The following is a 22,070-nucleotide window of genomic DNA, read 5'->3' as shown; positions in this document are numbered from 1 at the left end:
AGAATACGTCTTAGTAGAATTTACCTAAATACTGATGTTTGCCAAATTGTGGGGAAAGACAGCGCGTATTAGTGCTTAAAGAAGTCATCTGATTGCTGTGCTAGCATCGCCTCTATCTCTTCAACATCGATATGCTTGGGCGTTGCGTCTTCTGCAGGCTTGCCGGTTATTTTTCTGTCTTCAGCGGCCCATTCACCTAAATCGATAAGTTGGCATTTTTTACTGCAAAAAGGGCGATATTCGCTTGTTGGTGCCCAAACAACCTGCTTGGCACAAATAGGACATTTCACTTCCATTATTTACTCCAGTGAAATACGTCTAAACGGCGAAGTTTGCGATTTGCTTATACTACCGCAGACGGTAAATAATAAATTAAAGACTCTGGCCTGCTGATCTTTTGATCTTTGCGGTACATCACACGTCAGCAGGTCTTAAGTTTAACAGGCCGCTAAACGAAACTGAATACTGCTTTCCACTGCGCCAGATTGGCCCTCTTGAGGAGAAAATAGCATGAAGCGGAGTGCGTAACGGTATTTGTTGCCGCTAAGCGTAGGGTAATACCCTTCATCAACGCTACATTTAACGCGAATTAACTCGTTTTTATCTTCTGCAGCGCCTTGATAAAAACCGTTGTCAGCAACCACATTGACAAATTGACCGCGTTCGCGAATGAACGACAGGCTAACAGCAATAGCATCATCGAGTAAGGCTAACGTTTCAAGCCATTGCGCTATTTCAGCGAGGCGTTGTTCAAGGGGTTGTTGTAACCAAAAATGAAGATTGGGCAAATCGAAGCTACACGCGCCACCTGGAATGGCAAAGCGCTGCCTGATTGCGCTTAGCAGTTTATCTTCTTTCAAAGCACTACCAAAACGGCGGTCTGTTTTTAGCTTTTGTTTTAGGGTAAGCACGGTTTTTAGCGCTTGCTCTAAGGCGGTGCTGTCAATTTTCGGGTGTTTAGACCAATAAACCAAGTTCTTTTCATGGGCTTCGAGGTCTTTGGTAAGATCGGAGCGAAGATCCAGTCTTTCAATGAGATCAAGTAATTCGAAAAGCTGTTCAAAAAACACCAGCTGCAGATGAGTATGTTCTGATTTAGCCGTAATTTTAAGTTGTCCAAGCAGCTGCTCAACACGTAAATAGTTACGTACTTTTTCCTTTAGTGGAAATTCGAAAACAGCGTGACCCATGGAACCCCTTAAAACACATAGACTTAGAGAAATGTCGCTAAAAATTTAGCTGAACAGTGAAAGGCAACAAGCCTAAAGCATCAAAGCGTTTAAGCCAAGTATACTTGTTCGCCAAATCTTTACTTTGACGTTAATTGGTCAAAAAAGTTTCAAAAATCAATCCGTAAGGCTGTAACGCCTTGCGTTTAGGTGGTGAATTTAGTTATTAGGGATGTGTTTTTGCGTTAACTTCGTCTATCAACTTCACGCTTTAGATAGCAAAAGTAAGTGTTCATGCAAGGTCGAAACTTGCGAAGAGAGGGCGTTTAGGCTGGTGCTATTGTCTAATACATGGTCTGCAGCGCTCAGCCGTTCTTTACGGCTTGCTTGCGACGCCATAATACTTTTTATCGTTGCTTCAGAGCTACCATCTCGCTTTAAGGCGCGTTCAAGCTGAAGCACTTCAGGGCAGTCAACCACTACTACGTGGTTACACATTTCAGTAAGCTTGTTTTCAACCAATAGTGGAACAGACAAGATGCAATAGGGGGAAGCCGATTCCATGATTAGCTGTTGCATGCGAGAACGAATAAGCGGGTGGAGAAGGCCGTTCAGCCAGGTTTTTTCATCTGGGTTAGCAAAAACCTTCTCTCGAAGTGCGGCGCGATCAAGGCTACCGTCTTCAAGCAAAATACGCTCGCCAAAATGCTCAGCTATTTGAAGCAACCCTTGTGAGCCCACGGCAACCACATCTCTTGCGACCTCGTCGGCATCCACGATGTCTATGCCTAACGACGCAAAAATATCAGTGGCAGCAGATTTACCGCTACCTATCCCGCCAGTAAGGCCTACTACAAAGGGAGTCTGCTTATTCATAATGCCGGCACCTTCAAACTAAAGTACGTAATCAAGATAGGTGGTAATAATGGCATCTTTAAAAAGCAGTGTCAGCCAACCCGCCACTGCGAGATAGGGACCAAAAGGAATTGCCAGCGACTTGCCTTTGTTTTGAATCACCATTATGAGTATGCCTGCAATTGCACCAACAAACGAAGAGAGCAAAATAATAATGGGCAAGCCTTGCCAGCCCGTATAAGCGCCAAGTGCGGCGAGCAGCTTGAAATCGCCATAGCCCATACCTTCTTTGCCAGTGGCAAGTTTAAATAGCCAATAAACAGACCATAAACTTAAATAACCCGCCGCTGCGCCAATAATAGCGTCGGTGGTGCCTACAAAAATGTGTTGCGTGCTCAACAGTAACCCCAACCACAGTAGAGGCAGTGTCAACTGGTCAGGTAATAGCATCTTATCTAAGTCAATAAAAAGCAGAGCAACGAGTATGTAGGTAAACAATACGGCCCATAGTGCTTGCGATGTGACACCAAATTGATAGGCCGCAAACGTACAGGCTAAAGCAGTAAACAATTCAACCAGCGGGTAACGAACTGATATTCCAACTTTGCATTTAGCGCACTTACCTTTAAGGAACAGGTAGCTAATAACAGGAATATTTTCCCATGCGCGAATTTTGTGGCCGCAGCTAGGGCATGTGCTGTCTGGTTTTACAAGGTTAAATACTTCTTCTTTCGCTGATGAGTTTTTATCATTAGGTGTCGGCTCACCCTCGCTAAAATAGCTTTGGTACTCTTGCTGCCAGCTGCGTTCCATCATAATAGGCAAGCGGTAAATCACCACATTCAAGAAACTGCCAACCATTAAACTTACAAAAAAGACTAGGGAATAGAATACAGCAGGGTAAAGCTGACTAAGCGTAATTATCGCGTCCATGGTATGTGGTTCTTATAATTGTTGATTTTCGTTCTTTTGGTGCTGAGCCACGTTATACCACGTTACCCATCTGGAATATAGGGAGGTACATAGCCACAATCAAGCCGCCGATTACCACGCCAAGTACGGCCATGATCATTGGTTCTAGTAGGCTAGTTAAACCGTCTACCATATCATCGACTTCAGCTTCGTATATGGTGGCAATTTTACTAAGCATTTCATCAACCGCGCCCGACTCCTCACCAATGGCAATCATCTGCGTCACCATGTCAGGGAATACTTGTGTAGCGCGCATTGCAACATGCATTGGCATACCGCCCGCCACTTCTTTACGCATGTATAAAATGGCTTCGCGGTATACTGCGTTGCCCGATGCACCTGCGGCGGATTCAAGTGCGCCAATAAGCGGCACACCTGCTGCAAAGGTTGTGGCTAAGGTTCGGGTAAAGCGCGCAATGCTGGCTTTTTTTAGAATTTCTCCGATAACGGGAATTTTTAAAATGTTGCGGTCCACCGTGTCACGTAGCTTCTGGCTTCGCTTATAGGTGCGCATAAACATAAACCCAGCACCACCAATACCTATGGCGATAAAAATACCGTAGTCTTGGACGAACCGTGAAATAGCCAATACGAACTGGGTGAAGGCAGGGAGTTCTGCGCCAAAGCTGCTGAAAATTTCTTCAAACTGCGGCACAACAAATATAAGAAGGATGGTCGTAACAATAAAAGCAACAACCAAAACTGCGATAGGGTAAAACATCGCTTTTTTGATTTTTGATTTTAGTGCTTCGGCTTTCTCTTTGTAGGTCGCGATGCGGTCATAAATGGTTTCAAGTGCGCCCGACTGCTCACCGGTGTAAACCAAGTCGCAATATAAATCGTCAAAATATAGGGGGTGTTTTCTAAGGGCCGATGAGAGCGGGTTACCAGATTTAACCTCATCGGTAATTTCGCCTAAAAGTTTCCGCATCGATGGGTTTGCATGTCCCTGAGCAATCATATCCAAGGACTGAATAAGGGTAACCCCAGCGGCAAGCATGGTGGCGATTTGACGAGAAATGACAGAAATGTCGGCTGGTGTGATTTTTTTCGCACCACCGAAGAGCGGTTTGGATAATTTTTTAACTTTATTTGCAGAAATGCCTTGGCGTCGCAACAGGTTTTTAGCTTCTGAAATGGTCGCAGCTGTTATTTCGCCTTTTTTTGATTGCCCATGACGGTCTTTACCCTGCCATGTGAATGTAGATACTGCTTTTGCCATTTGCATTTGCCTCAAGAAATTATCACTTTAATATCAAAAAAGCCCAGTATCATACTGGGCTTTTCGGATTTCTTTGGTGATTAGCAAAGCGTTGCTGGAACACAAGCTGATGACCATATGATTCGGTTGTTGTCTAAGTTAGGAGTAAGAGTGTATGTGCCCGCTCCAGTTAGACCTAAATCGCCGTGTTGCGTAGCAGTAATTACACCGTTAGCAGTAGCAACGCCAACAACGTCAACACCAGCACCAGCCGCTGAAGCTGCGATATCTGCTGGGATACCATTCGCACCACCATCACACGCCGCGATGTCATTTGTTGAAGCGTAGCAGATTTCTACCGCAGTTTTTGCAGCAGCAGTTGCGTTAGAAACCTCTGTAAACTTCGCTTTTTGCGTGTAGTTTTGGTAAGCAGGAAGTGCGATTGCTGCAAGGATACCGATGATTGCAACAACAATCATTAGTTCGATTAGGGTGAAACCTTTTTGGTTTTTAGTATTCATGTTCATCATGGTTTTTCTCCGGGACGTGTATAACACGTAAAGTTTAAATCTAATTCAAATTGACGTTTATACCCGAGTCGTCCATTTAACGCCCCTGGTACTTGATACTCAGTATAGAATTTTATTTGTTACTGACAAGTATAGGCAAATATACCTATGTCTAGCTTTTTCAGTATGACACGGTTCGCCGCGCCTTGGCAGGCTTTATCACTTGAACTTTCGTATAAAAGTTAATGACTTAAGTGCGTATGTCTATCTATACACAAAAAGCATTATCGAGAAATGACTGAACAGAATGACGAGTAATCGTATTGTAAATTATACATCTACTCGGTGATTTAAAATCACTGTGTAACCTCAACCATTAAGGTCTCAGCATTTAAAGCCACAGTATAGGGAAGTGATAATTGCGGTAACGTAAATTTCACTGAAACACTGTATCTTTATAATAAAACACGTGCAACAAAGAAGCCGCGTTATAAAGGTGGAAGTACAAGGGGATAAGCAACACATTCGCTTACCTAATGTTAAATCCACCTTTATAGCTTTTAATTTGGCTCTTTATCTTTCTTGCTCTGCTATGACAAATTAATGCGCAGCGACAAATCAATGGCCTGAACGTGCTTGGTTAAAGCTCCAGATGAAATGTAATCTACGCCTAGCTTAGCGAGAGACGCCAGTCGTTCATCAGTAATGTTTCCTGATACTTCTAGTTTACATTGACCTTTGTTGAGCGCCACTGCCTGTTGGATCTGTTCGTTAGAAAAATTATCCAGCATGACAATGTCGGCACCTGCACCAAGGGCTTGTTCAAGCTCGGTTAAGTTCTCTACCTCTACTTCAACGGGCTTGCCCGGCATCATTATTTTCGCTCGGCTTACGGCTTTTTCGATGTTTCCGCAAGAAAATATGTGGTTTTCCTTAATTAAGAATGCATCGAACAAACCCACACGATGGTTTTGACCACCACCACAACGCACCGCGTATTTCTGTGCGTGCCGCAGACCTGGCAACGTTTTGCGGGTATCGAGAATTTTGGTGTTGGAGCCATCTAAAAACTTAGCGTAAAAGGCAGTAACAGTGGCGGTTGCTGACAGGGTTTGTAGGAAGTTAAGCGCCGTACGTTCTGCCGTCAATATCGCGCGAGCAGAGCCTTCCAAACTAACCAGTACGGTGTTGGCATCAACCTTGTCACCATCTTTTACATGCCACGTTAGCGACACCGACTCGTCGATTAGTGCAAACGCTTGGTTTGCCCATGCGATTCCACATACCACGCAAGGCTCTCGCGTAATAATAGTGGCTTTTGCATTAACGCTTTCATCTATCAGGTTCGCCGTAATGTCGTTTGCAGCATTTAATTCGCCGCCAAGATCTTCAATAAGCGCGTTCGATACTTGCTTTCGAATCGCTTGCATGTCTGGTGATGTCATCTTCATCGCTATGATCTATGCTATCTGTGTATTTAAAGGGTACGCAATATTAACCATTCTCCGCGCTGAGTAAACTCTAATTGGCGAAGAACACTCATTCCCAGCAATATATGGTCATCTTGCATACCGGGGTTTAAGTTTGCTTTTACATCGCGCACCACAATTTTACCAATGCGCAAAGTTTCAATGGTCGATTCGGCGACTCTTACCACGCCGTTAGCTGTGCTGGCTAACCCTTCTCGACCCGCTTTGAGTTGAAGCTTGTTAGCCAAATGAGCGGGAACGGCCACGTCAGTGGCACCCGTATCAACAAGAAATACGACTTCCTCACCATTAATATAACCTGTTGTCACATAGTGACCTTGGCGATTTTGCTTAAGTCGGACTTCGGTCTGTGAACCAATACGCTCTGATGTTGGTTCGCTATTTGGGTTAATTTGTTTTTCTAGAAGATCTGAGAAAATAAAAACCAGTAGACCAAAACCGCAAATCCAAGTAAGCGCAACCATCCATTTACCCGTTGACGCTGTCGGGTCTTGTTGTTCATTCATGCTTCTACCTTTCTTATAATAGTGGGGCACCGCTTTTCGTATCGCTAAATACTCGGCGTAATCTCTTAAGCAAAGGACTAACGTGCTGATTAGCTTGTTAGAATGCAATGTATAGCCCTATACACTTATATCCATATACAATGTAGGCTATAACGTAGAAAATCAATTATCGAAGCAAATACTATGGTGCTTTACAACGAAGCAAAGTACACAGCAAGTCCGCATTATGATGCCCGTCCTGACAGCGCAGACATTAGCCTGTTAGTGATACACAATATTTCACTACCTCCTTCACAGTTTGGTACGCCGGGCATTCGCCAATTGTTTACCGGAACCCTCAATCCTGATGAACATCCTTTCTATAGAGAAATTGCTGGGTTACGGGTCTCTGCTCATTGTGTAATTTATCGAACGGGTGAAATAGAGCAATTTGTGCCCTTTGAACAGCGGGCATGGCACGCAGGCCTGTCTTCATTTCAAGGCCGCAGCCGCTGTAACGACTATGCTATAGGTATTGAACTTGAAGGCACTGATACGTTGCCTTACACCGATGCACAGTACCAAGCCCTTGGCGAACTCACTGATTTTATTACGAGATACTATCCTCGGATCACTTTAGGGCGTATCGTAGGCCATAATGATATAGCTCCAGGGCGAAAAACTGACCCTGGTGCAGCTTTCGATTGGGCAAAATATAGAATGCGCGTTGCTGGGTTTAAATAATTTAACTAATCCGCACTGCAGAAAAAAGGAAACTCAATACCTATGATGTTAATGAGCTTGCTATTGGTTCTCAGCCTCGAGCGGTTGATAACAAAAACACCTAATTGGCATATTGAAAAGTATGCCGCTAAATATCGTGCTTTTCTTCAAGATAAAGGGTTGATTAAGTTTCAAGAAGGAAATGAAGGTGAGGACGAGAGTAAAAAGGTCTCATCCACAGCACTTTATTTCTATCTTTTACTTCCCGCAGTAGTGCTGGGAGCAATTGAATACTGGGTACTTGGCGCATTTCTTACGTTTATAGAGCAAAGCATAATTTTGTTCATCTGTATTGGCTGCCCCGCATTGCGAGCCGTCTACAAGAGTTTTTTGAATGCTGCTGATCGAGGAGACCTTCAGGCGTGCAGTATGTACACCGACCAACTAGGGCATTGTGCAAGTCAAACAGACAGTGACGGAAGTGCGGGTACAGAAGGCAAAACTTTTGGCCAACACCTTACCTGGCTTAACTATCAACACTATGCCGCTGTGGTGCTGTGGTTTATTGCTTTTGGTGCACCTGGCGCGCTGTTTTATAGCTTGAGTCGAAGCACAACCGAGGCATTGTGTGATGCAAATCACCCTTTAAAAGCCGCTGCTGGCAGATTAATGTTTGCGCTTGATTATATTCCTGTTCGCGTTACCGCTTTTGGCATGCTGATGATGGGACATTTCTCACGAGCGTTGCCTGAGTGGATTAAGTATGCACTTCAGTTCGATGTATCTGCATACGATGTGCTTACACAAATTTCTTCGAAAGCTGAGATTCTAACGCCTGATGAACAGCAGTTGCAGGCTGAAAATGCAGCAATAGAACCGAAGGTGCTTGTAAAGTTAGCAAAACGTAATGTTATTTTTCTTCTTGTAATAACATCAGCGCTCACGCTTGTAGGTAGTCTTGCATAGTCATTATTTTTAACATTTACTAGTCTACTTGGCTTAGAAGGGCGTTTGGTCTATTTATTAATTGTATGTAGATCAGGCGCTTTGCCCCTATTGCTGCATTCTCCCTTCCTCATCAGACCAGTTTGCGGTTACTGATTTTTCTTAACAAATTCAACAATAAAGCTTAACACCCGGCAAAAGGTAAATGCTTTGCTATGCTTGTGAGTATTTACCTCGAAATCGATCTGCCTTAAACTAGATAGGTAAAATGGTATTACCAATTGTGTTTGTGACTAAATATTCCACGATTATTTTTTACATTCACCGCTCTTATAACGTCACTATTGTTATAGAGCACGGTTTAAATAAAAGGATACGTAGAGCGCATGCGGCAGCAGCGAAAAAAACTCTCTGATGTGATTACCGAGCAACTCGAGTCAATGATACTCGACGGTACGTTATTGGCTGGTCAGAAATTACCGCCAGAGAGAGAGCTTGCGCTTGAATTTGATGTATCGCGACCTTCGCTTAGGGAAGCCATTGGTAATTTACAGGCACGTGGGTTGGTAGAACGTAAGCAAGGCGGCGGTACGTTTGTTAATCGCAACCTTAATTCTGCCATGACAGACCCCCTAATGGACTTAGTTAGCCAGCGTCCTGAAACTCAATTTGATTTGCTTGAATTTCGTCATGCGCTTGAAGGGATGGCGGCGTACTACGCGGCACTTCGTGGTCAACCTGAAGATTACAACGCATTGAAGCAAGCATTGAACGACGTACCTACGCCTAAAGCGCACGAAAGCAAGCGTGCCCAAGCAGAGGCGCTAGGACAGTTTTATATCATTATGGCAAGAGCATCACACAATATGGTGTTGTTGCACGTAATGAGCACCATGCAAAGCATGCTGGTGGACAATATTGAACGAAACTTTGACATGTTGGCAGCGCACCCTGAAGCGGTGGAAGATATTGCTAAGCAGCGTCGTGAAATTGTAGAAGCCATTGCTTCTCGCGACCCTGAAGCTGCGCGTCAGGCATGTAATACGCATTTGGCGTTTATTGAAAAAACGCTATTAACCATTAATCAACGCGATACCCGCGTACAGCGCGCATTGCGACGATTAGAGATTTAGTTACTAGTCTGACTTTTCATAAGATAAGGGCTAGATAGCTATTCATTCGCAGAGGCCGGTCAGGTTTTTCCTGTGCCACTGCAAAAGCAGGTGAGCCAGATTGGGTCACTGTGAGTACAACGTAATTTAGTTTTCCTTCTTTTAGCGCCTTTAAGAGTAGAGGCAATGCTAAGGGAGGATTTTCTATATAAGCAAAAAATAGGATGGCACCATGTCTGATATGATGCACCAAGATGTAGATCCTCAAGAAACTAAAGAGTGGATTGATGCGCTTGAGTCGGTTTTAGAAGAGGAAGGCGTAGAACGCGCCCATTATTTACTCGAAAAACTTATTGATAAAGCACGTCGCAGCGGAGCGCATCTACCGTATGACGCAACTACTGCCTACATCAATACTATCCCAGTAGCGCAAGAACCAAAAATGCCTGGTGACTTGACCATCGAAGCGCGCATCCGTGCGGCGATTCGTTGGAACGCATTGATGATTGTATTGCGTGCATCTAAGAAAGACCTAGAGCTTGGTGGCCACATTGGTAGCTTTGCATCATCGGCTATGCTTTATGATGTAGGTTTTAACCATTTCTTCAAAGCACCTAATGAAAACCAAGGCGGGGACTTTATTTTCGCGCAGGGCCATATTTCTCCAGGTATTTATGCGCGCTCATATATGGAAGGCAACTTAACTGAAGAGCAGTTAAACAACTTCCGTCAAGAGTGTGCTGGCGATGGTCTGTCGTCATACCCACACCCTCACTTGATGAAAGACTACTGGCAGTTCCCAACCGTATCTATGGGTCTTGGTCCACTTCAAGCTATCTACACAGCGCGCTTCCTTAAGTACCTAACTAACCGTGGTATCAAAGACTGTTCAGGTCAGCGCGTTTACTGCTACATGGGTGACGGTGAGTGTGATGAACCAGAGAGCTTGGGTGCAATTGGTCTTGCTTCTCGTGAAGGCCTAGACAACCTAACGTTTGTTATCAACTGTAACCTTCAGCGCCTAGACGGCCCGGTACGTGGTAACGGCAAGATTATCCAAGAACTTGAAGGTACGTTCCGCGGCGCTGGCTGGGAAGTAGTGAAAGTTATTTGGGGTAGCTACTGGGATGAGCTATTAGCTCGTGATAAATCTGGCAAGCTAATTCAGCTTATGGGCGAAACGGTAGACGGTGAATACCAGAACTGTAAAGCCAAAGGCGGCAAGTACACCCGTGAAAACTTCTTCAACAAGTATCCTGAAACAGCGGCACTTGTAGCGAACATGTCTGACGACGACATCTGGCGCTTGAACCGTGGTGGCCACGATCCAGTTAAAGTATTCGCGGCTTACCAAAAAGCGATTGATACAAAAGGTCGTCCAACGGTAATCCTTGCTAAAACGGTTAAAGGTTTCGGTCTTGGTGCATCAGGCGAAGCACAAAACGTAGCGCACAACGTTAAGAAAATGGACGTTGATTCAATCAAAGCGTTCCGCGATCGTTTCAATATTCCTGTAGCAGACGAGAAAATTGCTGACCTGCCATACTTCAAGTTCGACGAAGACAGCGAAGAAATGAAGTACCTTCGCGAGCGTCGTGAAGCACTAGGCGGTTACTTGCCTTCTCGCCGTGAACAGGCTGAAGAACAGCTGGAAGTTCCTGAGCTAAGTGCATTCGACGCCATCTTAAAAGGTTCAGGTGACCGTCAAGTATCATCAACCATGACTTTTGTACGTGTACTTAACGCGCTATTGAAAGATAAGAAAATTGGTAAGCGTATTGTGCCAATTATTCCTGATGAAGCCCGTACATTTGGTATGGAAGGCTTATTCCGTCAGGTAGGTATCTACGCCAATGAAGGCCAGAAATACGTACCTCAAGATGCCGACCAAGTCGCTTACTATCGCGAAGATAAGAAAGGTCAGGTATTACAAGAAGGTATTAACGAGCTAGGTGCAATGGCGTCGTGGGTTGCGTCAGGTACGTCTTACTCAACGTGTAACGCTACCACTATTCCGTTCTACATCTACTACTCGATGTTTGGTTTCCAACGTGTTGGTGACTTGGCATGGGCAGCAGGCGATAGCCAAGCACGTGGTTTCCTTTTAGGCGCAACTGCGGGTAGAACCACACTTAACGGTGAAGGTCTACAGCACCAAGACGGCCACTCACATGTGCAAGCGAACCTAATTCCTAACTGTATTACTTACGACCCAACGTATGGCTACGAAGTTGCAGTTATTGTTCAAGACGGTCTACGTCGCATGTACGGTAATAACGAGAACATTTTCTATTACCTAACGTTGATGAACGAAAACTATCAACACCCAGAAATGCCTGAAGGCGATGATATTGCTGAGCAAATCATTAAAGGCATTTACAAGCTAGAGCGCGTTGAAAATGACAAGTCTAAGCTGAATGTTCAGTTGATGGGCTCAGGCACTATCTTGAACGAAGTGCGTAAAGCGGCGCAGATTCTTTGTGACGACTACAACGTATCTTCTGACGTTTACTCAGTGACCTCGTTCAACGAGCTAGCGCGTGAAGGTCAAGACGTAGCACGCTGGAACATGCTAAACCCAGAAGCTGAGCAAAAAGTACCTTACATTGGTCAGGTAATTACGAAAGACGCAGGTCCTGCGATTTCTGCCACTGACTATGTGAAGAACTACTCAGACCAAGTACGTGCGTTTATCGAAACTGAATACCGATGCCTAGGTACAGACGGTTTCGGTCGAAGCGATAGCCGTGAAAACTTGCGTACTCACTTTGAAGTTAATGCGTCATACATTGTGGTGGCATCACTTTACGAATTGGCTCAGCGCGGTGACGTTGAGAAGAAAGTGGTAGCAGAAGCCATTAAGCGTTTTGAAATTAACGCTGAAAAACTTAACCCACTTTACGCGTAAGCCAGATAAGGTATTTTACATATGTCAGATATTCAAAAGATTATCGTACCCGACGTAGGCGGTGACGAAGTTGAAGTTATCGAGCTATGTGTTGCCGTAGGCGACAACATTGAGGCTGATGAAGGCGTTGTTACTGTTGAAAGTGACAAGGCGTCAATGGACATCCCAGCACCGTTTGAAGGTGAGATTGTAAGCCTGTCTGTATCAGTAGGCGATAAAATCAAAGAAGGCGATGTGATTGGTGAAATGAAAGTTGCCAATGGTGACAGTGCCGATGAAGGCGGGTCTGAAGAAAACGCTTCAGATGAATCTTCTAAAGAAGATGCACCTAAGCAAGAAAAAGCACCAAAAAGCGAAAGCAAGTCAGAAGCAGCGCCAGCTGCGTCTGGCAACAGCGAAGTGATTGAAGTTGCAGTACCGGATATCGGTTCTGACGACGAAGTAGACGTAATCGACGTATTGGTTTCAGTGGGCGACACCATTGAAAAAGAAGATGGGCTAATTACCCTTGAAACCGATAAAGCAACCATGGACGTTCCTTCAACACACGCAGGTACGGTGAAAGAAGTATTCATCAGTACTGGTGATAAAGTGAAAGAAGGTACGGTAGTGATCAAGCTTGAAGTAGCGGGCTCAGGCTCGTCTTCAAGTGAATCGGCGTCTAGCGATGCTTCTTCTGAAGCATCTGCACCGGCTGCGCAGGAAAGTTCAAAGCAAGAATCAGCGCCTGCGGCGTCTGCAAGTAACGAAACCATTGAAGTTGCTGTACCAGACATTGGTGAAGACGGTGAAGTTGACGTCATCGACGTACTTGTATCGGTTGGCGACACCGTTGAAAAAGAAGACGGCCTAATTACGCTAGAAACTGATAAAGCGACCATGGATGTGCCTTCAACACATGCAGGTACGATTAAAGAAGTCTTTATCAAAGCGGGCGACAAAGTTAAGCAAGGCACCTTGGTTGTTAAGCTTGAGACCAGCGGTGGTTCGTCTTCAAGTGCAGCTGAAAAGCCTGCTGAAGCGCCTAAGCAAGAAGAGACTAAACAAGACTCACAGCAAGACGAGGCTCAACAAGCGTCACAGCAGGAAGCCTCGCAAGGTCGCTCTCCTGTGCCTCCAGCGCCAGAAGCCAAGAATACAGGTAAAGCACATGCTTCTCCTTCGGTTCGCCGTATTGCTCGTGAGTTTGGTGTAGACCTGACTCAAGTTAACGGCTCTGGCCCGAAAAACCGTATCTTGAAAGAAGACGTTCAAGCCTACGTGAAAGCTGAGCTTGCGAAACCTCGCACAGCAGCAGCTTCAGGCAGTGCGCCTGTGGGCGACAACGTACTTCAAATCGTGCCAGTTAAGCCTGTTGATCACAGCAAGTTTGGTGAGATTGAAGAACAAAAGCTTTCTCGAATTCAAAAGATCTCTGGACCGTTCTTACACCGTAACTGGGCGACTATCCCGCACGTTACGCAGTTCGACGAAGCAGATATCACTGAAGTTGAAGAATTCCGTAAAGAGCAAAACGCTTACCACGCGAAAATTAAGTCTGGTCTTAAGATCACGCCACTAGTATTCGTTATGAAAGCGGTAGCGAAAGCGCTTGAGAAATACGAAGTATTCAACTCATCACTGTCTGACGACGGCGAGAGCTTAATCATTAAGAAGTTTATCAACATTGGTATTGCGGTTGAAACACCGGGAGGCCTTGTTGTACCTGTTATTCGTGACGTGAATAAGAAAGGTATTGAGCAGCTGTCTCAAGAGCTTATTGAAACATCTAAGAAAGCCCGTGAAGGCAAGCTTAAAGCGGCTGACATGCAGGGTGGAACGTTTACCATCTCTAGTCTAGGTGGTATTGGTGGCACGGCGTTTACGCCTATTGTAAATGCACCAGAAGTCGCCATATTAGGTGTGTCTAAGTCTGAGATGAAGCCTAAGTGGAATGGTAAAGAGTTTGAGCCGCGCTTAATGGTGCCGCTAAGCCTGTCATACGACCACCGAGTCATCGATGGTGCGGTAGGTGCAAGATTCTCTACTGAGGTTGCTGCAAACCTAACTGACTTACGCAGAATCATACTTTAAATAAAAGGTCGAAAAAGTTTACAATATCAGTAACATTTTCGACGATTTTATAAGCCCATTTGGTGGCATTTAGGTTATGCTATTACACAAAAGTAATAGCATGACCCTACAAGAACAGGATTGAGGTTCACAATGAGCGAAATTAAAACGCAATTGGTGGTACTGGGCGGCGGCCCTGGCGGTTATTCAGCAGCATTCCGTGCGGCTGACTTAGGTATTGAAACAGTTATCGTAGACTCTCGCGACACGCTTGGTGGTGTTTGTCTTAACGTTGGCTGTATCCCTTCAAAAGCCCTTCTTCACGTTGCTAAAGTGATGAAAGAAGCGAAGCATCTTGCTAGCCACGGTGTATCGTTTGGCGAGCCTACCATCGATTTAGATAAAATCCGCGAATACAAAGACGGCGTTGTTAAGCAACTAACAAATGGCCTTAGCGGTATGTCTAAAATGCGTAAAACCAAGCATGTACAAGGCTTCGGTAAATTTACAGGTGCAAACACCCTAGAAGTAAAAAATGGTGACGACGTTACTACTATTACTTTCGAGAAAGCGATTATCGCTGCGGGTTCTGAGCCAGTAAGCCTACCGTTCATCCCAGAAGATGATCGTGTAATTGACTCAACTGGCGCACTGGAAATGAAAGACATTCCAGAGAAAATGCTAGTACTAGGCGGTGGTATCATCGGTCTAGAAATGGGTACTGTGTACGAAGCACTTGGCTCGAACATTGATGTAGTTGAATTCTTAGATCAGCTAATTCCAGCAGCTGACAAAGACATCATGAAAGTGTTCATGAAAGACTACAAAGACAAGTTTAACATCATGCTTGAAACCAAAGTGACTGCGGTTGAAGCAAAAGACGATGGCTTGTACGTAACATTTGAAGGCAAGAAAGCGCCTGCAGAGCCAGTACGCTACGACAAAGTACTTGTTGCTGTTGGTCGTAAGCCAAACGGTAAGCTAGTTGGCGCAGATGCAGCTGGCGTAAACGTTGACGAGCGTGGCTTCATCAACGTTGATAAGCAAATGCGTACTAACGTTGACCACATCTTCGCAATCGGCGACCTTGTAGGTCAGCCAATGCTTGCGCACAAAGCGGTTCACGAAGGTCACGTTGCAGCAGAAGTTATTGCTGGACAGAAGCATTACTTCGACCCACGTGCTATTCCTTCAGTAGCGTACACTGAGCCAGAAGTTGCTTGGGTTGGTCTAACTGAAAAAGAAGCGAAAGAGCAGGGCGTAAGCTATGAAACAGCAACGTTCCCATGGGCTGCTTCAGGCCGTGCAATTGCATCTGATGCAACTAACGGTATGACTAAGATGATTTTCGAAAAAGAAACGGGCCGCGTAATCGGTGGTGCTATGGTAGGTACCAACGCGGGCGAAATGCTTGGCGAAATCGGCCTAGCTATTGAGATGGGTGCTGACGCTGAAGACGTAGCATTGACTATCCACGCTCACCCAACGCTTAACGAATCAATTGGTCTTGCGTCTGAAATCTTCGAAGGAAGTATTACTGACCTGCCAAACCCGAAAGCAAAGAAAAAGAAGTAAATTAGCTTCTTTGTTCGAACTACGAAAAAACCGCTCTTTGAGCGGTTTTTTTATTAGGGCTTTGAATGTTTTAGAACCACTTTACCTGCGATAGCACAACGCAATGACGAACATGTTAAGTCTCGCCGAGTGTGTAGTTATCTAAGCAGGCTAGTATTAAGCTGTTTCTTTTCCAACTGCTACGGTGTCGCGTTCTTCGTCCATTTCATCATTGCTGGGCGTTTTCAAATGCGCTGGCGTGAATTCTTCACAGTCCATATTGCGCTGGTCCATAAAGCGTTTAACCGTTTCGGCGCAATAGGCTTTTCTACAGCATTGAGAGAGCAGCATTTCATGACGCTGTACACGCTCGCGAATAAATCTAACCACGAGACCTCTAAGCCACTGTAAACCCGCGTCTTGATCCTGACGTTTGTGCCACATTACAGACAGCGGAGAGCTGACAATTTCTATTGGCGTTTCAAATACCGCCAATTCCCCTGAGAAAATTTCTTTTTCCATTACCAAAGATGGTGCTACACAAATAAGGTTGCTCTCTTTTAATAACGGTGTAGCGTTATAAAACTGGTTTACTGACATTGCCACGCGGCGCTTAAGGCCTAAATTCGCCAGCACCTGATCTGTAGGGCCAGTCACATCGCCTGTAACAGAAACCAGAAGATGATCAGCCGCGACAAAGTCTTCTAAAGTCAATTGAGATTTTGCTAATGGATGATCGGGGCGCATTACCACAACCCAGCTTGGGTCGAGAACATGTTCGGCATGAATAACAGAGCCAGGCTTCTGATATTTAGAGAAAGTGAGCTCTGCTTCAGCGTCCTTGAGTATTTTGTCGGTTTCCATGTCGTAATTAGGAATGGCATGGATGTTAATACCTGGCGCTTCATTCTCAATAACTTTGCGTAGCGGCCCCCACACCATAGAAACGATGCTGTCAGTTGCAGCTATACGAAAGGTACGCTTAGCTGTTGTAGGGTTAAAGTCAGTTGGGTTAACGGCGACTTCGAGTTCGCCTAAAGGGCCCTGAATCTGACTCCATAAGTTTTTAGCAAATGAGGTAGGTTGAATACCACGGCCGTCTTTAACGAACAGTTCATCTTTCCAGGCTGTGCGCATACGAGAGAGTGCGTTAGATACCGCAGGTTGCGTCATCGACAGCCTGTCAGCTGCGCGGGTAATTGCACCTTCGGTCATGATGGCATCAAAAATCATCAATAAATTTAAATCATGTGGACGCATGGTTGTCTCCGGTGTCTATTGCGGACAATCTACTTTCATCTACCGAACGATGAAAAAAGCTGCCGTTTACTTCTTTTTTGACTATGTAATTTAACTGACATAGTTTAGTTATAGGTTATAGCTAAAAGCATTTATTTTCCAAATGAATGCGACGAGCGACACTGGTACACTATATCGCTGTAACCGTTGATTTCTCTAAGCTCTCGCTTTTTATACGGTTATTCTCATTTTCTCTGCGAAACCATTCTTCTAAATTTTTAAAAGCAGTTGTCTCTGTCAGCCCGATCTCCAATATATAACATCATGTGATGTGTTGCATATAAAAAGATAATTATTTTTATTGTTGGTGGCGATGCATAATGCACGGCATCAAACTTTAGTTTAATTTTTAAGAGAATCTTGCAATGAAAACTTTTACCCGTTTATTGGCAATAGTAAGCCTAACTGCGCTTGTCGCTGCATGCGGTGGTGACGAGCAGGATCCAAGTCAATCAATGAGCGCTGGCGCAAATGCTGGTGTTCCTGTTGATGTGGCAACGGTTGTGTCTCAGCGTTTAACCGAGTGGGATAATTTTACAGGTCGTTTAGAGTCTCCGCAAATTGTTGCGCTTCGCCCTCGCGTGTCGGGCTATATTGATTTTGTTGCATTTGATGAAGGCGAATATGTCGAACAAGGGCAAACCCTATTCTTAATTGATAACCGCACGTTTAAAGCAGAAGTTGATCGATTGACTGCACAGCTTGAAGAAGCCAAAAGTCGCGTTCAGTTGGCTGAGCAAAACTATAGCCGTGCTTTTAAACTTCGTAAAACCCAGGCGGTTTCTGAAGAAGTTCTTGATGCCCGTTTAGCTGAGAAAAACCAAGCGCTTGCAAGCTTAAACCAAACGCAAGCCGCACTTGAAGTAGCGCGCCTAAATCGAGGCTTTGCTCGTGTTGAAGCACCTATTTCTGGACGTATTTCTCGCGCAAACATTACTGAAGGTAACTTTGTTACCGCAGGACAAACAGAGTTGACTCGCATCGTATCGACCGATCGTTTATATGCGTATTTCGATATTGATGAGCAGACCTACCTAAACTATCTAATCGATAAATCAGCGGCTTCAACAGCAGTGAGCGAGCAGCCGGTAGCGATGCGCCTTGCTAACGAGTCTGATTATAACCACTGGGGTCAAATTGATTTTATCGACAACCAGGTTAACGGTAGCACCGGCACACTTCGCGTTCGGGCCGTATTTAATAACGATGAAGGTCGTTTAATTCCGGGATTATTTGCACACTTAAAATTGGCAGGTGGCACCGATGAACAGGGCATTCTTATTAAAGAGAAAGCAATCGGCACAGATCTTAATAACAAGTTTGTACTGGTTGTAAACGACGAAAGTGAAGTGGAATACCGCGTGGTTAAGCTAGGTGACAAAGTAGGCAGCATGCGTATCATCACAAGCGGCTTGAATGTAAACGACACCATTGTGGTTGATGGCTTACAGCGTGTTCGCCCTGGTGCCCAAGTTGCCGCTAACGAAGTGCCTATGGGTGATGAAGATGCTCTGGCAAACTTATCTAGATGGCAGTCACGTGTTGATAACGCAACGCAAGTAACTCAAAACATGGCGCAGTATGAGGATGTTTTATCTGGTGGTTCATTTGCCACAGGTACAGCAACAGCAGGCCTTAAGTAATGAACATTTCGCAGTTTTTCATTAGCCGCCCGATTTTTGCGGGCGTGCTTTCCCTACTTATTTTTGTAGGTGGTGCAATTGCTGTCTGGCAACTGCCTATCACTGAATACCCAGAAGTAGTGCCGCCTACCGTGGTGGTAACTGCGAATTATCCCGGTGCAAACCCAGAAGTTATCGCCGAAACAGTTGCAACGCCGCTAGAACAAGAAATTAACGGTGTTGAAAACATGCTGTATATGTCATCACAGGCAACCAGTGATGGCCGTATGACCCTAACAATTACGTTTGCCATTGGTACGGATCCAGATGAAGCCACAACGCTGGTACAAAACCGTGTAAATCGCGCGACACCGCGTTTACCTCAAGAAGTGCAGCGCTTAGGTGTGGTAACTGAAAAATCGTCACCAGATTTAACCATGGTAGTGCACCTGACGTCGCCTGATAATCGTTATGACATGCTTTATCTTTCAAACTATGCTGATCAGTTTGTTAAAGACGAGCTAGCGCGAATCAATGGCGTTGGGCAAGTGCGCCTGTTCGGTGCTGGTGAATTCAGCATGCGAGTATGGTTAGACCCTAACAAACTGGCTGCGCTCCAGTTAAACCCTGGCGATGTGGCAGCCGCTATTGCCGACCAAAACCAGCAAGCGGCGGCAGGTAGCCTAGGTGCACAGCCTACGGGTACCAGCGAATTTCAGCTGCTTATCAATGTGCGCGGCCGTTTAAAAGATGAAGCCGAATTTGAAAATATTATTGTTAAGTCGGGTGAGAATGGTGAAATAACCCGTCTTAAAGACGTTGCGCGTATTGAACTAGGTTCAGAGTTTTATGCACTGCGTTCACTTATTAACAATAACCCTGCGGCAGCGGTGCCGGTTTTCCAAGCACCAGGCTCCAATGCAATCCAAATTTCAGATGACGTTCGCGCTCGTATGGCGGAACTGTCTAAGGCGTTCCCTGAAGGCCTTGAATACGAAATTGCCTACGACCCTACCGTATTTGTTCGCGGTTCGATTGAAGCGGTAATTAGTACACTTCTTGAAGCTGTATTGTTAGTTGTACTTGTTGTTGTACTGTTCTTACAAACATGGCGTGCGTCTATTATTCCACTCGTTGCAGTACCTATTTCACTTGTGGGAACATTCGCCTTTATGCAGCTAATGGGTTTCTCGCTGAATGCACTGTCGCTGTTTGGTCTTGTGTTGGCAATCGGTATTGTTGTGGACGATGCTATCGTTGTTGTCGAAAACGTAGAGCGTAATATCTCTGAAGGCAAAGCGCCGTTTGAAGCCACCGTACAAGCAATGAAAGAAGTAACCGGTCCTATCATTGCCACAACACTGGTACTTGCTGCGGTATTCGTACCTACCGCTTTCATGAGCGGTCTTACCGGGCAGTTCTATAAGCAGTTTGCCCTAACAATTACTATCTCTACGGTAATTTCTGCAATTAACTCGTTAACGCTTAGCCCTGCATTATCTGCATTACTGTTGAAACCTCACGGTAAAGCGAATGACTGGTTAACCCGTTTAATGGATAAAGTGTTTGGCCGCTTTGTATTTTCACCGTTTAACCGTTTCTTTGACCGCAACTCAAAGCGCTACACTGGTGCTGTGGGTGGGCTTATCCGTAAGAGCAGTATCATCATGGTGCTTTACGCGGGTCTGCTAGGACTCACGTACTTCCAGTTTGCCAATACACCAACAGGCTACGTTCCGCCGCAAGATAAGCAGTATTTGGTCGCCTTTGCTCAACTGCCTAATGCAGCAAGCTTAGACAGAACTGAAGAAGTGATCCGTGAAATGTCTCGTATTGCTATGGAACACCCTGGTGTTGAAGATGCAATTGCATTCCCTGGCTTGAATATTAACGGGTTTACCAATAGTCCAAGCTCAGGCGTGTTGTTTGCAACGCTGACTGACTTTGATAAAAGAACGACGCCTGATCTATCTGGTGGCGCCATTGCTGCCCAGCTTAACCAGAACTTTGGATCTATAAAAGGTGCCTTTGTGGCAATATTCCCGCCGCCACCAGTAATGGGGTTAGGCACGATTGGTGGTTTCCGTTTACAGGTTGAAGACAGAGGAAACCTAGGCTTTGAAGAACTTGAGCGTGTAACGCAAGAAGTGATCGGCAAAGCGTGGGCACACCCAGCGCTTACCGATGCATTCACTAGCTTCACTGTTGCTGTACCTCAGCTCGATGTGGATGTAGACCGTGAAAAAGCGGTAAGCCAAGGTGTAAACATCGATACCTTGTTTACCACCATGCAGGGCTACTTAGGTTCGTTATACGTGAACGACTTCAACTTGTTCGGTAGAACTTACCAAGTAAATGTACAAGCTGATGCCCAATACCGTCAGGATATTGAGAACATTACCCAGTTTAAAGTGCGTAATGCACAAGGTGAGATGATCCCGCTTGGCTCATTCTTGAACATTGAGCACAGTGCAGGCCCTGACCGTGTTATGCACTATAACGGATACGTCACCGCTGAAATAAACGGTGCAGCAGCGCCAGGCTATTCGTCTGACCAAGCGAAGGCCGCTATTGAAGAAATACTGGCTGAAACGTTACCACTTGGTATGACTTACGAGTGGACTGAGATCACCTATCAGCAAATATTAGCGGGTAATGCATCAGCGTTTGTATTCCCATTAGTTGTGCTTTTGGTGTTCTTAGTACTGGCTGCACAATACGAAAGCCTGCGTTTGCCACTGGCAATCATATTGATCGTTCCCATGACCTTGCTGAGCGCGCTTATTGGTGTGCAAGTTTATGGCGGCGACAACAATGTTTTTACCCAAATAGGTTTGATTGTATTGGTTGGCCTTGCAACGAAGAACGCTATTCTTATTGTCGAGTTTGCAAAAGAGTTACAAGACAAGGGGATGGACGCGCTTTCAGCCATTAAAGAAGCCAGTCGCTTACGTCTTCGTCCAATACTAATGACATCCATTGCTTTTATTATGGGTGTGCTGCCAATGGCGGTATCAACCGGTGCCGGCTCTGAAATGCGTCAAGCCATGGGTGTAGCAGTATTCTCAGGCATGATTGGTGTTACCGTATTTGGACTTATCTTGACTCCGGTATTTTATTACCTGATACAGCGTAAAGATTAACTCTCCCGTCTACCCAAGCGTTGCCCTCTTA

17 protein-coding genes are annotated in these 22,070 nt (G+C 45.2%); 8 read left to right on the top strand and 9 right to left on the bottom strand.

Features of this window, described 5'->3' with window-relative positions; genetic code table 11:
* Positions 1-68 precede the first annotated feature (68 nt).
* From yacG to NO989_RS08700, 8 genes are all read right to left on the bottom strand, one after another.
* The gene (gene yacG, locus NO989_RS08735) at positions 69-296 is read right to left on the bottom strand and encodes a DNA gyrase inhibitor YacG (protein ID WP_061486400.1); all 228 of its coding nucleotides are present in this window, start codon (positions 294-296) and stop codon (positions 69-71) included.
* Between the two features lie 141 nt (positions 297-437).
* Positions 438-1,190 carry a cell division protein ZapD gene (gene zapD, locus NO989_RS08730; RefSeq protein ID WP_039227984.1) on the bottom strand — a complete coding sequence of 251 codons (753 nt, stop codon included), beginning with the start codon at positions 1,188-1,190 and terminating at the stop codon, positions 438-440.
* A gap of 243 nt (positions 1,191-1,433) precedes the next feature.
* The gene (coaE, locus tag NO989_RS08725) at positions 1,434-2,045 is read right to left on the bottom strand and encodes a dephospho-CoA kinase (RefSeq protein WP_061486399.1); all 612 of its coding nucleotides are present in this window, start codon (positions 2,043-2,045) and stop codon (positions 1,434-1,436) included.
* Positions 2,046-2,063: 18 nt separating this feature from the next.
* Positions 2,064-2,957: an A24 family peptidase gene (locus tag NO989_RS08720; protein WP_061486398.1), complete on the bottom strand. Its 894-nt coding sequence runs from the start codon at positions 2,955-2,957 to the stop codon at positions 2,064-2,066.
* A 52-nt stretch (positions 2,958-3,009) separates the two neighbouring features.
* Entirely contained in the window at positions 3,010-4,218 is a 1,209-nt protein-coding gene (locus tag NO989_RS08715) for a type II secretion system F family protein (RefSeq protein WP_061486998.1), read from the bottom strand.
* Between the two features lie 80 nt (positions 4,219-4,298).
* Positions 4,299-4,727, bottom strand: a complete 429-nt coding sequence (locus NO989_RS08710; RefSeq protein ID WP_061486397.1) for a prepilin-type N-terminal cleavage/methylation domain-containing protein — start codon at positions 4,725-4,727, stop codon at positions 4,299-4,301.
* Between the two features lie 569 nt (positions 4,728-5,296).
* Positions 5,297-6,151, bottom strand: coding sequence for a carboxylating nicotinate-nucleotide diphosphorylase (gene nadC / locus NO989_RS08705; RefSeq protein WP_061486396.1), 855 nt, complete (start codon positions 6,149-6,151; stop codon positions 5,297-5,299).
* A gap of 32 nt (positions 6,152-6,183) precedes the next feature.
* Positions 6,184-6,702, bottom strand: a complete 519-nt coding sequence (locus NO989_RS08700; protein WP_061486395.1) for a TIGR02281 family clan AA aspartic protease — start codon at positions 6,700-6,702, stop codon at positions 6,184-6,186.
* 183 nt (positions 6,703-6,885) lie between these two features.
* Between NO989_RS08700 and ampD the strand changes: the two genes are divergently transcribed.
* The 6 genes from ampD to lpdA all read left to right on the top strand — a co-directional run bounded on the left by ampD (position 6,886) and on the right by lpdA (position 15,996).
* Positions 6,886-7,425 carry a 1,6-anhydro-N-acetylmuramyl-L-alanine amidase AmpD gene (gene ampD, locus NO989_RS08695; protein ID WP_061486394.1) on the top strand — a complete coding sequence of 180 codons (540 nt, stop codon included), beginning with the start codon at positions 6,886-6,888 and terminating at the stop codon, positions 7,423-7,425.
* 42 nt (positions 7,426-7,467) lie between these two features.
* On the top strand, positions 7,468-8,370 hold the full coding sequence (gene ampE / locus NO989_RS08690) for a beta-lactamase regulator AmpE (protein WP_061486393.1): 903 nt from the start codon (positions 7,468-7,470) through the stop codon (positions 8,368-8,370).
* A gap of 365 nt (positions 8,371-8,735) precedes the next feature.
* The gene (gene pdhR, locus NO989_RS08685) at positions 8,736-9,482 is read left to right on the top strand and encodes a pyruvate dehydrogenase complex transcriptional repressor PdhR (protein WP_014950397.1); all 747 of its coding nucleotides are present in this window, start codon (positions 8,736-8,738) and stop codon (positions 9,480-9,482) included.
* Between the two features lie 211 nt (positions 9,483-9,693).
* Positions 9,694-12,369 carry a pyruvate dehydrogenase (acetyl-transferring), homodimeric type gene (aceE, locus tag NO989_RS08680; RefSeq protein ID WP_061486392.1) on the top strand — a complete coding sequence of 892 codons (2,676 nt, stop codon included), beginning with the start codon at positions 9,694-9,696 and terminating at the stop codon, positions 12,367-12,369.
* A 21-nt stretch (positions 12,370-12,390) separates the two neighbouring features.
* Positions 12,391-14,442: a pyruvate dehydrogenase complex dihydrolipoyllysine-residue acetyltransferase gene (gene aceF, locus NO989_RS08675; protein WP_061486391.1), complete on the top strand. Its 2,052-nt coding sequence runs from the start codon at positions 12,391-12,393 to the stop codon at positions 14,440-14,442.
* A 132-nt stretch (positions 14,443-14,574) separates the two neighbouring features.
* Positions 14,575-15,996, top strand: a complete 1,422-nt coding sequence (gene lpdA, locus NO989_RS08670; protein ID WP_156086794.1) for a dihydrolipoyl dehydrogenase — start codon at positions 14,575-14,577, stop codon at positions 15,994-15,996.
* A gap of 156 nt (positions 15,997-16,152) precedes the next feature.
* On the opposite strand, the gene NO989_RS08665 is transcribed toward lpdA, so the two are convergent.
* Entirely contained in the window at positions 16,153-17,235 is a 1,083-nt protein-coding gene (locus NO989_RS08665; RefSeq protein WP_321824745.1) for a LysR family transcriptional regulator, read from the bottom strand.
* 404 nt (positions 17,236-17,639) lie between these two features.
* On the opposite strand from NO989_RS08665, the gene NO989_RS08660 reads away from it, so the two are divergent.
* Together NO989_RS08660 and NO989_RS08655 are read left to right on the top strand one after the other, a co-directional pair.
* A complete protein-coding gene (locus NO989_RS08660) occupies positions 17,640-18,917 on the top strand; it encodes an efflux RND transporter periplasmic adaptor subunit (RefSeq protein ID WP_321824744.1) in 1,278 nt (425 codons plus the stop codon).
* Positions 18,917-22,039 (top strand): multidrug efflux RND transporter permease subunit, encoded by a 3,123-nt coding sequence (locus NO989_RS08655; protein WP_321824743.1) that lies wholly within the window; start codon positions 18,917-18,919, stop codon positions 22,037-22,039. Before NO989_RS08660 ends, NO989_RS08655 begins: the two co-directional genes overlap by 1 nt.
* Positions 22,040-22,070 lie beyond the last annotated feature (31 nt).

This window comes from Alteromonas sp. DY56-G5, assembly GCF_041414725.1.
Taxonomy (GTDB): Bacteria; Pseudomonadota; Gammaproteobacteria; order Enterobacterales; family Alteromonadaceae; genus Alteromonas; species Alteromonas macleodii.
Note: the sequence above shows the minus strand (reverse complement) of the source record. Positions and strands in the feature narration are given on the sequence as shown.